The following is a 13,852-nucleotide window of genomic DNA, read 5'->3' as shown; positions in this document are numbered from 1 at the left end:
GCGGCCCGCAGAGCCCCCTATCGCCAGTGCGCATGCCGCGAGCTGGGCAAAGGTCAGCTTCTCGGAGCGGGGCGACAGTATTGCCTCCTTGGAGCGCCATACGGGGAAGCGACCTGGTGACCGCTTCCCCTATTTACGAGTGAAGCCAGCTACGCGCGGCTGGCTCTCTACTTACGAAAGCTGGAAGAGTATTCCTCTTTGGCCTTCCCGATCTGAGTTTCAGTTAGGCGATTGAAGTACTGAATCGCATCAGGGGACCACTTGACGAGGTTTGCATCCTTGTCGCGCCAGCAATACCTGGGCTCCTCGCGCATTTCGTGAATAAATGTCACGGCTTGCCATTCGTAACTGGTAGTCGGACGCTTCAGTTTCGGCAAGACATCCTTCTGTCGATATGGGTGCGAAACATTTGGGTCTACCTTCCGAGAGACTACGACGGAGTCGGCAAGCTCCTCGGAGGTTACGCCAACAACGATGTCGGATCGATCGATCTTCTTTACGGACTGGAGTGACACATCAAAGACGGTAAGGAGGCGTTGGGTGTCGATCCCATCCGACTCCAGGGCATCGGTCCTCTCCTTGAGATAAGCCAAGAAGTCTTGCACCGCGCGACTCTTCGGCGACGAACCGGGTGATCCTTTCATGAACTCGACCGGGTCTATCGGGTTCTCTATACCCAGAGGCATGATGCGCCAGGTGATCTCGTCAGCAATGTCCTTCCCGAACACATGCGAAGCGAGATCCCTATAGTTCAGTATGGCCGTTTGGGCGAGGGAGTATATGAGTGCAGAGAAGGCCTTTTCGTTGTAAAAATGCACGGCGCTATTACGGTAGGTGCTAAGGAGTTCGATGTTTGCGTCGACCGCTTGAGAGGGAATGGTTTTTGGCCACAGCGAGCTGTTCGCCGCCACCTTGAAGGCATCCTGGCTGGTGAGGGTGCGATAGGGTTCACCCCGCTTCTTGGCGTAATAAATGCGCGATCCAGATTTCGACACGATCGCTTTCAAGAGAAGCTCCCATGCGTTCATCAGGAGAATCACGAAAACTTCATCCCTGTATTCGAAGCGCGGCTTATTGTATATCTCGATAGCGCCAATTATTGCGGCCTTACTGTTTCCGAACAGTCGACGCCAAGACCCCTGATAATTCAACCAGACCACCGCCGATCCGACCCGCCCCTCCCTGAGACGGTTCCTTACGTGCACAGTACGCCCAGGGAGAGGGTGCTAAACGGAGCTGCTTCGGTTCGCTGGTTCCGGCAATCCAGGGCACCCTCGTGGACAGTCGGAGTGTTCGGGCCAGTGACCGCGGTGGCCCCCTGCATGTCGATACCTTCGGCACTGTCCTGGTGGCTTGCGTGAGCCCGGCGAGCGTTGGTGATGGCGCCGTGGTGTGTTCTCCCAGGCTGCCGATGTTCCTCCGCTGCGGCATGTGTGGGCGGACCGGGGGTACCGCGGTGGGCTTCCGTGCCTGGGCCTAGCCTCGATCTTTCGTGATGGGCCGCCGATTCCGTCGGCGGCCCATTTCGTTGTCGGTGGCCGAGGGCGGGCAGGCCGAGAGCCCGGGTGTCGTCTCGGGTGGACGCCGGGTTCCACTGCTCCGGCCTGGATGCTCTTGTCGTAGAAACGGGCGGACTGGCTGGTCAGCCGGGGTTCGGCAGGAGCGCGAGCCGTTCGAGGGCGTCTGCGATCTCACGGGTCCAGGGCCAGTGGCGGGCGAGGCGGAGGATGCGGCGCCGGCCGGTGGTGACGAGCTGACCGGCCGCGGAGAACAGGCGGAACCGCAGGCGGCGCGGTTCCCAGAGCCGACTCTGGCCGGTCAGGGCGAGCATGGGCATCCAGGCCAGCAGGTCGAGTGCGATCTGGACGATCTCCAGCCAGACCCTGTTCTGCGCGGTGTCGTGCAGGGGAAGGTTGCGCAGGCCAGTGGCCCGGGCAGCCCGGATGCGGTCCTCCGCGCGGGCCCGCAGCCGGTGCCGGAGCTCGAGTTCGGCGATCGGCCGGTTGGCGGTGTTGGTGGCGAAGCAGGTGATCCGCATGCCGTCCGCGTCCGTGATTCTCAACTGGGCCCCGGGATGCGGCCGTTCCTTGCGGACGATCAATCGCATGCCCTTGGGCCATCCGTCGAGCAGGCCGCCGGTGAGTTCGGCGACCCAGGCCCCGTCACGCACCTCGCCGCCACTCTCGACGGCCGGCGTCCAGGCCGATGCGGGGATCTTGAGCACGTGCTGGTGGATGGCCTCGCTGATCGTCATGCCGACCGAGTAGGACAGCCAGCGTCCCCGCTGTGCGAGCCAGGCCACGAACTCATGAGTGCCGCCGCCGGAGTCGCAGCGGATCAGCGTCCGCCGTCCTCTCCGGTACGTCCCCGGCAGTTGAGCGAGGGCGAGGCGGGTGGCGGTGATGTGGTCGGAGGCCGTGTTCGAGCCCGCGTTGCCAGGGCGCAGGAGAGCGGCAACGGGTTCTCCGGTTCCTCCCGGGCCGTGGTCGACGAACCCCATGAGCGGGTGGTGGCCGTAGGTCTTCTTCCAGGTCGCAGCCGCGTCCTGCTTGTCCGAGTGGGCGATGACCAGGACCCCGTCCAGGTCCACGATCACCTGCCCGCCGGCATCCGGAGCCTGGTCGTCGGCCAACGCCCAGACACGTTCGCGAACTTCGGAACGTGCAGTGCGGATCGCAGTCAGCGCCTTCTCGCCCGAAGCAGCGAGGGTGTCGATCAGCCGGGAGACCGTAGGGTCGGAGGCGACCGGCCCGAACACAGTCGGCTCGGACCGCAGCAGGGCGATGTCGGCGAGGCAGTCCCCGCCCAGTGCGACCGCCAGCGCGAGGTCCACGAGTATCTTGCCGGGGTCGTGGACGGCTCGGGGCTTCCGCCAGGGGGCGAGGACTGCGGATATGGCCTGGTCAAGGCCGGTCTTGTGGACAGGTTCGACCAGCAGGATCGAACCGGCCTGCGAGACCACGGCCCGGCCGTTCCCCTGGACGCGGACATGGGGGTAGGAGCCGGTAGGCTTCTTCACCTGGAAAGTGCCTCTGAATTCAGCGGGAACAAGGACCTAGACAATCCTCATTCTCGCTGGTCAGGGGCGCTTTCTGCTTGGCTGACCGCCTGTCGGACAGCCCGCTTCATGAAAGCGCGAGGCTAGTGCTGGATTCCTCAAACGGAGTACACATATCGGCGCCGCAGTGCCCGGGTTGGCGGTGTGGGTCTTCCCCATACCCAGGGCCGGGCTCGGGCGTTCAGCTGGGATGTTGCCAGGCGGGTTGCTTGGTCGATCTCGGGTGGTCCGGCGAACGACTGGCCGGCGAGAGCAGCCTTGCGAAAGATGCGCCACCAGCCTTCCTGAAGGTTGAGCCAGCAAGCTCCGACGGGGATGAAGACGTGCCGGATTCGGGGGTGGTCTTCCAGCCAGGTCCGGGTGGACAGGCTGTTGTGCGAGGACAGGTTGTCGGTGACGACGTAGATGTCCCCGGTGGGATTGGCTGCCTCGACCTTCTGGAGAAACTGCTGGTAGAAGGCACTGTTACGGGAGGAAGCAGTCATCGTGACCTCGTGCCCGTCCCTGACCCGCAGAGCGCCGTAGACCCAGGTCTTCTCCGGCCCGCGACCGTAGTCGACCTCGGATTTGATGCGGTGGCCGTCCGGCGACCAGCCCGGCGCCGGGGGGAAGGAGCGTGGGATCACCGGTCCGAGTTCGTCGGCGCAGACGACCGTCGCGCCTTCGGGCGGGCAGGTGTAGAGCTCGATGATCCTTGTCCTTTTCCCTCGAAGTCCGCGTCCTTCGAGCGGGTCCAGGACCGGGTGCGACGCCAGCGCACCCCCTCGGCCAGCAGGATCCGGCGGACCTGACTGCGGCCGATCTCGATGCCCAGCCGCCCGGCCTCGGCTGCCAGCGCGTCGAGGGTCCACTCCGGCGGCCCAGCCGCGTCCGCCGCGGCCAGCTCCCCGTCGGCCTGCACGGTCAGCCGGCCCGGTGCCGGCTGTTTGACCAGGCCGATGATCTGGGAGCGTTCCGCCTCGGTGATCCGCCGTTTGCGGCCCTGTCCACCCAGGTCTTCCAGCCCGTCCAGGCCCAAGCGGTTGAAGCGGTGCAACCAGCGGCGGACCGTCTTGGGACTGCACCTCAACTCGTCACCTCAACTCGTCCGCGATCGTCGGCACTCGCTGTCCCGACCAGCTCAACTCGACCATCCGAGCCCGCACCGCCAGATCACGCGGCGCCTTACGTGCTCGCGACAGCCGAAGCACGACGCGTTCCTCGCTCATGTCACGGCTCGGCCGTGCTCGTAATACCACCGTCCAGCACCCGCCCCCGAGCACCCGAACCACCCCGCCACCAGCACATATACCCAGCTAAAGAGGAATCCAGCAGAAGAGGAGGTCAATGACGACAACGAAGACTCGTAAGGGCCGGGCCAGAACTCTCGGCCCATCCCTCTTCGCTAGCGGGGTGGCACTGTAGTCAGCCGGTGACGTGATGTCGGTGGAGGCGCAATGGGCAAGTCAAGTGCTGCCGAGGGTGATCAGTAGCCGAAGAAGTGACACGCCGGGTCTCTGACCTGCGATCGCTCAACCGATCAACGCAGTTGGAGCGCTGAACTTGCCCGACGGCGCGCATGTGAAGTGCCGTCGGGCGAACCTATGGAGTCGTCGCCCTTCGGTCGGAGTCACTGTTCTCTGACATGAACTTGCCAAGTTGTGCACCAGTTTCGGCCAATCCTTAGCTATCCATCGAGGTTGCGTACATTGTCGCGTTTGCGGTCTGGCGGTTCTTGCTGTCCACCGTGAAGATGCCCGCCTGTCGATGAACGGGGGAGCGGGATGGCGGTTGGGTGGGGCGCGCGTGCTCGGGGGAGGGCGCGGGCGGAGGAGGCCAAGTGGCCTGCTGTCCCGGTTCAGACGAGCCCTGTTGCCTCGGGGGCCAACCGGCCCGCGGAGGTGGACCCCACATCGTCCGAAGTGACGCGGTTGCTGTGTCAGGCGGTCTATGCGCGTCCAGATCGGGTGAAGGCCGTCAAGGCGTGGTGGCGCAGGATCCGGGGCAAAGCGGGGAAGGCCAAGAAGCCTCGGCGCAGTACCAGGCGGCCGATCTATCTGGAGGGCAGCGACGACTGTCCGCCTCTGGGCGAACCGACTGCGCTGTGGGTCGTCGACCACGTGCTGCACGGTCCGCCGCTGCCTGTGCCGTCGTATGGCTTCGACCTTGTTCCGGTGGCGGCGCACAGCCTTCGTGCGCGGCGCCGCCGTTGGGCACGGCGCGCATGCATCCTGGTCCTGTGTGGGCTCGTCGCCTACGCGGTGCCGTGGGCTTTCGCGATCTGGGCTGCGGCCGTCATCGTCGCCTTGTTCCTACGGTGGGCTGCCTTCCGTGCCATCCGCAGGGTCGGCCCGACGCGGTGGGCACCTTCGCGGCGCCTGGCGTATGTCGTGCTGCTCATGCCGTGGCTGCTCGCACTCCTGCCGTACGGACCCGTTGACGGCGACGTGTTCGAGTTGCGACTCGAACTGGCCCTACTCCCTCTCGGGTTGGCGGCTGTCGTCGCACTGGCCTATGCGGCCGATCGGCTTGTGGCACGGTCTGCGCTGGGTGCCCTGGCGCGGGAGGGCGTGTCGTCCGATGACCTGCCGTGGGCCGCTGCGAAGGCCAAACGCAGGATGTCGGACATCAGTAAGGATCAATCGCAGCTGGCGTTGCCCTACGACGCCTCGGAGCAGTTCGTCGGTGCCGGACGCGATGTCTGGGGACCTGCTCGCATCAGCATCCCACTGAAGCCCAAGGACGCCGAGGAGTCGGTCAGGCCGTTCGGGGAGGCCGAACTTCTCCGACGCGTGGGCACTGCCCTGAATGAACTGGGTCGCGGCGCTCGGGAGATCACAGATCCACTCCCTGGGTTCTCGATGGAGCGCGTACTCGGCCTGCCGGCAGCCCGATGGCTGCAGCGCACCCGCGAGACGAAGGTGGAGCTGCCCGACCTGAGCGGTCTGGGACGCAGGTCCCCTTCCGGTGTGCCGGACCGGCTGTATTTGCGGGCCCAGTGCATCAGCTGGGACGGACAGATCGTGGTGAGTGTGTTCGTGCATGCCGCACTGGAGGCCGGCGAGCTGCGGCTGACCATTCGTCCACACGTGATGACACCGCTCTACAACGAGCTGCGGGTGACCGCCGCACCGGCCCGGACACGCGGAGCACGTCTGCTCAGGTGGCTTGCTGCGCAGTCGCTCCTGGACACGGCCATGGGCCCCCTGGCCGTGTGGCGATTGGTCGCCCGCCTCGGTGAGAAGGCCGAGGGCCGTGCGGAGGAAGAAGACCCGGTGAGCCTGCGCGACCGGTACTCCACCGAGGAAGTCACCGACATGCACCAGAGCGACGATGCCAAGCGTCACGTGGTTCTGATGCAGTCCTGTGTCTTCCGGACCGTCGCCGAGTATCTCGACGAGCAGGGAATCGACTTGGCTGCGTACGAACGGCAGGTCGCCACCGTGACCAACAACATCCTCGTCTATGGGGACAACAACGCTCCCATCCAGAACGTCGCCGGCAGTGGCATCAGTGGCGTCGGCCAGGACAACAAGAATCAGGGAGGCAAGTAGTGGTTGTGGGACGGCGTCGCCCCGAGCCGGACCCGGGCCATGGCTCGGGCATCAGCATCGGGGGTAACAACAACGCACCGTTGCAGAACGTGGTGGGGCAGAACATCTCCAACATCCATCAGTCTGCCTCGGTTCAGGGCGCGGTCGATATCGAAGCTGTGCGCGGCCTCCTCGCCGCGTTCCGCGCGGATGTCGATCGCAACGCGGCGGACTTGCAGAACGCGACGGTCCTGCGCGCGATGGCGGACACCGTCGACACCTCGCTCGCGACCTCCGATGCGCCGCAGGTCGGCACACTGCGCGGGATCGCGCAGGCATTGCCCGCGCTTGTTGTGGGCACCGCAGTCCAGCAAGGAGGCGAAGCTCTCGCTAACGCCATTGGTGGGCTGCTGAGTTGAGGGCGCTCGCCCCTTGAGCCGGCCTTGGATGCGGGATGAGCCGTTCCGGCCGCCGCCTGCGGCGCGCGTGGATACAGTGCCGCGACCAGTTGGGGGGAATACGAAGTGGACGAAGTGACGTTCGTAGCGACCGCCATGGCCGCGGCCTTCCTCACCCAGGCGACCCAGGAGGGGTACCAGAGGCTCCGTGAGGGGCCTTGCCTGGGGTGAGTTTCGCCTGGTCAACTGCCTGGCTCGTCCACACATAGTCCACGGCGAGCAACCCATCAGGCCTCGGCCTACTGCCAGCTGGCGGAATCGTTCTGTTGTCCATTCTTCCGAAGTACGATCGCGCGTAGTTCATCCGGTTGTGCACCGTATGTATTGGACCCCCGTCGTACGAAGTATTCAGGCTGCTTGTCCCGGGCGCCCGGTGTGACCAGGCCATAGGGCGGGCTCTGACCCGGGTGCACCTCCAGGATGAAGATCAGTTTCCCGTTTAGCCGGTACTCCTTGATCTCGAAGTCGGGAGTTGGCTGGACCGTCGCCCGTACCAGGTTTCCGAACTCGTCGCGCATCCTGGTGCTGGGTTTGTCTTCGGCGATGCCCGTGACTGTGACCTCGTCACGGTGGATGCCGAAGACGATGGCGCCGCCGTCACCATTGGCGAACGCAGCCACTGTTTTGAGGGTGCGACGGTCGTCCCTGGTGGGCAGCATCTGCTTGAACTCCAGGCGTGGTCCTTCACCCGAAGTAATGAGCGCCTCCAGCGTCGCCACGGGGTCGACTGGTAGGTCAATCTCCACGCCGGCCCGCCGTAGATCGCCCGTCCAGACGGAGGAGGGATCGATGGAGCGGTAGTCGAGCCAGGTCGTTCCCTGCTTCAGCCAAAGCCATGCGTCTGCAGGAAGGCCATGAGGCAACGGAATGACGATGCGGCCGGGAGTGTCGATGCGTTGGACGGTGCGTCCCTTTACCCCATAGAGCTCGAGATCGACGTTGTGCACATCGTCGCCCTCAACGGTGACCTTGAGCTCGGTCGCGGTTATGTGCACGCTACCGATCCAAGCTCCCTGCTCGGCTATGCGCACCGTGGCCAGTTCGCTTGAGGGAGTGCGAGCTCCGGCAAGAGCAAAGTCGCCCTCGAAAAACGCCCGCCAGGCGCTGTTCGGCTCTGGGAACGAAGGAGCGTCCCCTTCACCCACAAGCAGCGCATGCGGCAACTGACGGTCTGCCGGGTCGGTCGGTGCGACCGTGTACTGAGTGACGGGGAAGGTCAACTGCGGTCGGTCGTGCAGGGAGTAGCCTGGCTGCCGTCTCGCGCTGACCATACTTGCGGCTCCCGGCACCCAGACCGTTAGCGGGCCAACCACCATGCTCGTGCAAGCCTCGCGAGAGCACATCACGGCCAGGTCGGCGGCGGTCATGCGGGCTGCAAGGAAGGCGTACTCCTCATACATCCACACGGTCTCGGCCCAGCCCGGTGGTTCAGCGCCGATCAAGGCCCAGCAGTTGTGGAGTATCCAGCGTGCTCCTCGCCGCAGGGCGAGTACACGGACATACGCGTCCCCGTCCGAGCGCCTGAGTGTGTTGGCGACCTCGTCGAGTTCTATGGTGAATGCACCCATTGCCAGCCCCCTCTTGCTGCCCCAGGACTCCAAAATCACAGTTGGCGATCAGACTCTAACGGGGTGCTGGGGTATAGGAGACGCCGAGACGGGCCTCTTACCAGCGTCGTGTAGACGGATCTGAAGCTACGACCTCTTCGTCCCGAAGCAACTTGAGTGGGGGCGATGCCTTGGGCTGGTGTGCCTCCCACGTGGGCTGATGGTCCGCAGACGTTCGCACGCGTCCGCCGCTGTTTGTCGTCGCTGTCACGCAGTTAGACACTCACCCGATGCTGTGCGCGTGCGGAGGAACCACCAGTGAGGGTCTCCTGAGCGCTGCCCTGTGGGAACTTTGCCCGCGTTGTCCGGCCTGGCGAGTGCCGTAGGACCCTGAACCGCGGGGGAAGGGCTGGGCAAGCGCACTGCGGGGCAGACTACTCGGCGGCACAGGCAGAGGAGTCGTTGGGCAGTTCGATCGAGGGCTACCGGTCTCTTTGGGGGAAACGTGAGCTTGGCGGTTCAACTTCCAGCCCTGATAGGTGTAGTGATCGGCGGGGTCGTCTCTTTTGCCGGCAGTGCGCTTTCTGAGCGATTCCGGTGGAAGCGGGATGTGCAACGAGAGTGGAGCCAGCGCAGATTCGAGGCGTACCGAGAGCTAATCCATGTAGCACATGTTCAGGTTGGGGCTGCGCGTTCGCTTGCTACGACAAGAAATCTTCTCGAAGGACCCCCTCCCGTTTCTGTTGAAGACGGGATGAACGAGATCGCCAAATCTGATAGGAGTCTGGCGCTCGCATACGAAACGGTACAAATGCTCGGAGATGAGCAAGTTGGTAGGGCTGCACATGCGTTTCGCTCGGCCATATGGCAACTGAGTGACTACGCACGCGGATTGATTGACGTGGACGCAACGGAATGGGAAAAGGCATATAGGAGGTATCGGATATCGCGTGATGGCTTCCATGCTGCCATTCGTCACGACCTCGGGATATCTGGGCGAGGGTATCAGCGCAATACAGCAGGTTCTTCCTCTCGTCCCCCCACCGCTGGGTCCCCGTGAGATGTGCAGAGACTGCTTTCTGAGCTCGGCACTGTGAAAACCCCGCTTCAGGAAAGCGGCGGGGGAGCGGGGCACCGACCTGGAGCTTCGACACCTGATCAAACTGCCGAGAACTCGACTGTGAGACACCCCTGCTGACCCCTGGACCTGGCACGGCAGTGGCACGAACCTCAGCCGAAGACAGTCAGCTACGACGGCGGGTGCGTCGGCCGACCACGCACGCGTATGCCTCGCTGCACCCCCGTCGGCCTCAGCCAGGCTATCGGGGTGTGTCGTCGACCAGAGCAAGTGGACACGGCGGGCCCGTCACGGCGACCGGAGCCCTCAGCTTGGGAAGCTGAGATCATCTACAGTCGGTTCCGGCACTGACCTGGACAAACGGCCGGATTCCAGCTGCCTGGGGCTGGGCCGCTTTCACCGTGATTCCCCGCTGCACCCCGCCCGGTCTGGTGCGCCAATGGTGCGGCAAGCGGAGGCTCGGCGTCCGCGCTCGGTTACTCAAGCTTGATGTCATCGGCTCGTTGGATCCGCCGTACAGGTTGGCGTGGAGGGGCTCCCTGGCCCTGCACGGCCGTGATCGACGCACTGTAGATTCAGCTACGAGAGCGGATCGTCACAATAGTTGGCCAGCAGAGCAATGGTGCCGGCACTCGCAGGGGCGGCGACGGCATCCAACTGCCTCTTGAACGTGGCTATGTCATCAGCCTGGGCCAGCTCTGTTTCATCTGCTGCGCTCTCCGCCTCGGTCTGAGCCTTTATGCCACCGTCGCGGTCCAATTCCTTGGCTGCGTGACACACGGTCTCCCTGTTCGGCTTGCCGGCGCTGCCGGTCTCAAGCCCGCACACCGCTTCGGAGACGCTCTTCAGGTCCTGAGCCTGCTTCACGATCTTTCCGGCTGCGGTCAGCGTTTCGTCGCTCAGGGATACAGCAGTCACCAGGAGCGCACCAGACTTGGACAGCGCTTGGTCGGCTCGGGCCAATGCCTCGCAGGCTGGCACGGTCGGAGAGGCTGATGGCACGCTGCTGGTCGATGACACAGGTGTCCTGGCCGACGGCGTGTGGCTTGATGCGGGTGTGTTTGAGCAGCCGACAGCGCACGTGCCAGCCAACACCACCAACGCGACGAAGCGATGCACGGCTTCCTCCCGGAGTGGACGTGGTAAGTCGGCTGAGCATACGACCGCGGGTCCATGCAAGACCTTCCCGGCGGGATGCTTGCGCCCTGAGCCTGGGAAGCTGAGGCGATCTGGGGTTCACTGCTGATCTGACCTGCAGTGAAACGGCGTTGGCTCTTGGTGGCCGTCGTCTTGGTTCCCTCTTGTTCCCCGTGATTCCCCGCACGATCTGGCACGCGTCTGGCACGACCTCTTCGTCCCGAACGCGATTGGCAGCGCACCTGACCTCTCCGGCTGTGGTGCCACCGGTGGTTGAAGTCCCTGGGTGTCCGTCAACATCACGGGTCGTTCGTGCTGTTTGGCCCTCTGAGTACGAAGCTGTGGAAGCACCAGAACAGCAGGTCGATCGAATTTCGGTACGACTCTTGCTGCCCGGCCAAATCTCCTTCTACCAAGGATAGTTGCAGTAGCATGTCAGCAGACCACAGAGACGGTCAGACCGAACAGGTCGGAGGGATCCCGCCTACCTTGTGCCGCGTACGCGACGCGGCGCCGTCGACACGGGAGGGGCCCGGGTGCGCACCCGGGCCCCTCCCTCTTTCCGCTGTCCGCTACTTCAGCAGCGTCGATGCGACGGCCTCACCCACCCCCTCGGCGACTGCGAGGACAAGCAGACCGCCCGCGCGGTAAGCACTGCGACGGAGTGCGCGACCGGTGCGCCCCGCTGTGTCGCGCCAAGCACTGTTACCGCGCGCGTGCTTGGCGTTGTTCTTCTTCCTCATGCACGCCCCGTTCGGGGTCGGTGGGAGCACATCTCCCGATCAACCCTTCGCGGCTTGGGGCAGGCCTTTTTACAGTACGAGCAACTCGTGATCTGCATCACCTAGCCCTCTACTGGCCTCCGCCGGGTGCCCTGAACTGGATGTTTGCGTCTGGCGGAGGCCGCGAACGTCACCGTGGGCGGTCGCGCTCGCGGACGGGCGACGGTCTGGCACCGGGCGGCTGGTCAAACGAAGGCGGGCGCCATGGGTGGTTCACGATTGGTGATCCAGGTCGAACCAGGAGTCATGAGGGCAGGTCGTTGCCCTACCGCTCACCCTGCCTCCGCTTTAGCATGTGATCTACGCGATATGGCATTGGGGGGATGCATGATCGATGTTGGCGGGGCGCTGCCAGTCGCGCCTCTAAGGGGAGACCTGCCCAAGAAGCAGCGCATGGAGATGCTCCAGGACGGTTACCTAAGAGCGGTAGCTGCTGCAGCAGGATGCACCATGGCGAAGCCCGATCCCGACGACGGGATTGACTGGGTGATAACCCATGCGTCTGACCTGCACGAGGCAGACTGTCAGATCGATCTAAAGATCCAGCTCAAGAGCACTTGGACCTGCGGGCCCAATCCGGCCAACGGGTTTGTATCCGTGAAATTATCGAATGATCGGCTCAAGCTTCTTGCGCGTCAGAAGGTGACCGTTCATCGCATTTTGGTGGCGATGATAGTTCCTGAAGATATCGCGGCCTGGGTCGAGGCTACTCACGATATATTCAAGCTGCGTCACTGTGCTTACTGGCGCAGTGTTACAGGTGAGCAGCCGTCAGGAGAAGAGTACACATCCGTCAGGGTGTCAACTGATCGAATATTTGACGATAAGGCGCTTTGTGGGATTATGGAGCGCATAGGGAAGGGGGGTAGGCCGTGAATGCGCCGGACTTCAGAGAAATTGCGCGCCACCTCACTGACCGGCAATTAGCTCTTGCGCTCCAGAATAACGGGTGGCAGAAGTATGGAGGACAAGGGAATCTGTATAGCCGTTGGCGTCCGATCTCGGAAGGTGGCGAGCGAGTAAGAGGTGTCCTCCTCCCTCAGGATGCTGAGACAGAGGACTACTTTGAGCTACTGAGTCAAGCGGTTGCGCAAGCCTGGAAAATGGGAGATGGAGATATTCGCTCCCTGTTGGAACGTGCCGCCACGTTGCATTCTCTGGGTGACGAAGTAAAGTTCCACAAAGAGACGCGCAGCCAAAGGGGTACGATCCCTTGGACTGCTGGCGAGGACCTGCATGCCGGCGCACAGAAGTCCATGGTGGTAGGGGCCAAGACGCGGAAGTCGAAGGCTGCCTATTTCGGTAACGCTAACTATTTCCTTGCTAAGTCTTTCCTCGACTCGGTTCTTATGGGCCAGACTGAGGTAGGTAGCTACGTAATCACCGCCTATGTGCCCCCGGAAGAGGTGTATACGGAGAGGAAGATCAATCCCGGGGAAACGATGCCGTTGCTGGGGCGTCATACGGGCCGGGATATCACACTGGGCATGGTGGATGCCCTCTCGGCAGCCCGAGAGTCTGTGGACCACTTCAAGGCTTCTGGGTCTACACATGGCTTCGTTGAGAACGTCAGGCGTGGTTTTTGTTACGAATTAACCCAGGCGGTGCGTGCTCTAATTAGAGACTCCGACGGGGCAGAGATCGAAGTAGAGCTTAACTCGGCGGAAGACCTGCTTCGCGGAGAACCAGCGCAACGGCATAGGTTGGAATTTTCCCCCTCGGATTATTCAGCTCTGGAGACAGCAGGTAACATCTTTGCCGCCACTGCCGCTGCCGAATATGTCACAGTTCTCGGGGCGGTGACTCAACTGGAGCGACCAAAGCCGGGGGAGCCTGGAGTTGTGCGCCTTGACGTTTTCAGTGGGTCCAGAGCCAAGAAGATGCGCGTTCGACTCAAGGTTGAGGACTACGACCTGGCGGTTGATGCGCACAGGAATAATCTGGCCCTCAGAATCCGAGGGCGTCAAGAAGTAGAGGGGCGCTACTTTTGGCTATATGACCCCGAGATTTTGGAACTCGTGCAAATCCGGCCGGAGAGTTCCGGTGAAACTATTGAGCCTGGGGAACAAGAAGGTCTGTTCTGAAAGGCTTCGCTTATCGCGGCAGGAAAACCGGTTGTTCCACGAGCCCGCGGCTCTGGCTCGCGCAGGTGCGTTTGACATTAGTTTGGGGCCTTGAGCAGCCCTCAACTGTTCCCGTGATCAGGCACGATGAAGCAGGGTATCGGGCGAGGAGCACGGTATCGAACGGGGGATGCGCGCTTAATTTGGCTAAGGGAGC

At 63.2% G+C, this 13,852-nt stretch carries 10 protein-coding genes; 4 read left to right on the top strand and 6 right to left on the bottom strand.

Annotated elements, in window-relative coordinates:
• Window positions 1–167 precede the first annotated feature (167 nt).
• The 4 genes from JK359_RS28425 to JK359_RS28410 all read right to left on the bottom strand — a co-directional run bounded on the left by JK359_RS28425 (window position 168) and on the right by JK359_RS28410 (window position 4,127).
• Window positions 168–1,160, bottom strand: coding sequence for a DUF3644 domain-containing protein (locus tag JK359_RS28425; RefSeq protein WP_372445495.1), 993 nt, complete (start codon window positions 1,158–1,160; stop codon window positions 168–170).
• Between the two features lie 482 nt (window positions 1,161–1,642).
• On the bottom strand, window positions 1,643–3,019 hold the full coding sequence (locus tag JK359_RS28420) for an IS1380 family transposase (RefSeq protein WP_201841507.1): 1,377 nt from the start codon (window positions 3,017–3,019) through the stop codon (window positions 1,643–1,645).
• A gap of 137 nt (window positions 3,020–3,156) precedes the next feature.
• Window positions 3,157–3,747 (bottom strand): IS630 family transposase, encoded by a 591-nt coding sequence (locus JK359_RS28415; protein WP_201841615.1) that lies wholly within the window; start codon window positions 3,745–3,747, stop codon window positions 3,157–3,159.
• Window positions 3,681–4,127 (bottom strand): helix-turn-helix domain-containing protein, encoded by a 447-nt coding sequence (locus JK359_RS28410; RefSeq protein WP_236678575.1) that lies wholly within the window; start codon window positions 4,125–4,127, stop codon window positions 3,681–3,683. The genes JK359_RS28415 and JK359_RS28410 overlap by 67 nt, the downstream gene beginning before the upstream one ends.
• 832 nt (window positions 4,128–4,959) lie before the next feature.
• On the opposite strand from JK359_RS28410, the gene JK359_RS28405 reads away from it, so the two are divergent.
• Together JK359_RS28405 and JK359_RS28400 are read left to right on the top strand one after the other, a co-directional pair.
• The gene (locus JK359_RS28405) at window positions 4,960–6,591 is read left to right on the top strand and encodes an AbeC-like domain-containing protein (protein WP_307788309.1); all 1,632 of its coding nucleotides are present in this window, start codon (window positions 4,960–4,962) and stop codon (window positions 6,589–6,591) included.
• Entirely contained in the window at window positions 6,591–6,989 is a 399-nt protein-coding gene (locus tag JK359_RS28400) for a hypothetical protein (protein ID WP_201841503.1), read from the top strand. The genes JK359_RS28405 and JK359_RS28400 overlap by 1 nt, the downstream gene beginning before the upstream one ends.
• Window positions 6,990–7,267: 278 nt before the next feature.
• On the opposite strand, the gene JK359_RS28395 is transcribed toward JK359_RS28400, so the two are convergent.
• Entirely contained in the window at window positions 7,268–8,596 is a 1,329-nt protein-coding gene (locus tag JK359_RS28395; RefSeq protein ID WP_201841501.1) for an AlbA family DNA-binding domain-containing protein, read from the bottom strand.
• Window positions 8,597–10,232: 1,636 nt separating this feature from the next.
• The gene (locus JK359_RS28390; protein ID WP_201841499.1) at window positions 10,233–10,571 is read right to left on the bottom strand and encodes a hypothetical protein; all 339 of its coding nucleotides are present in this window, start codon (window positions 10,569–10,571) and stop codon (window positions 10,233–10,235) included.
• A gap of 1,394 nt (window positions 10,572–11,965) precedes the next feature.
• Here JK359_RS28390 and JK359_RS28385 point away from each other — a divergent pair.
• Both JK359_RS28385 and JK359_RS28380 read left to right on the top strand, forming a co-directional pair.
• A complete protein-coding gene (locus tag JK359_RS28385) occupies window positions 11,966–12,448 on the top strand; it encodes a DUF4365 domain-containing protein (protein ID WP_236678574.1) in 483 nt (160 codons plus the stop codon).
• Window positions 12,445–13,656 carry a hypothetical protein gene (locus JK359_RS28380; RefSeq protein ID WP_201841486.1) on the top strand — a complete coding sequence of 404 codons (1,212 nt, stop codon included), beginning with the start codon at window positions 12,445–12,447 and terminating at the stop codon, window positions 13,654–13,656. Before JK359_RS28385 ends, JK359_RS28380 begins: the two co-directional genes overlap by 4 nt.
• Window positions 13,657–13,852: the final 196 nt, after the last annotated feature.

Origin of the sequence: Streptomyces actinomycinicus, from assembly GCF_016741775.1 — a bacterium.
Lineage (GTDB): Bacteria > Actinomycetota > Actinomycetes > Streptomycetales > Streptomycetaceae > Streptomyces > Streptomyces actinomycinicus.
Note: the sequence above shows the minus strand (reverse complement) of the source record. Positions and strands in the feature narration are given on the sequence as shown.

Coding starts and splice junctions, on each gene's coding strand:
- JK359_RS28395 (WP_201841501.1), bottom strand. CDS start 8,596: ATGGGTGCATTCACCATAGAACTCGACGAGGTCGCCAACACACTCAGG.
- JK359_RS28385 (WP_236678574.1), top strand. CDS start 11,966: ATGGAGATGCTCCAGGACGGTTACCTAAGAGCGGTAGCTGCTGCAGCA.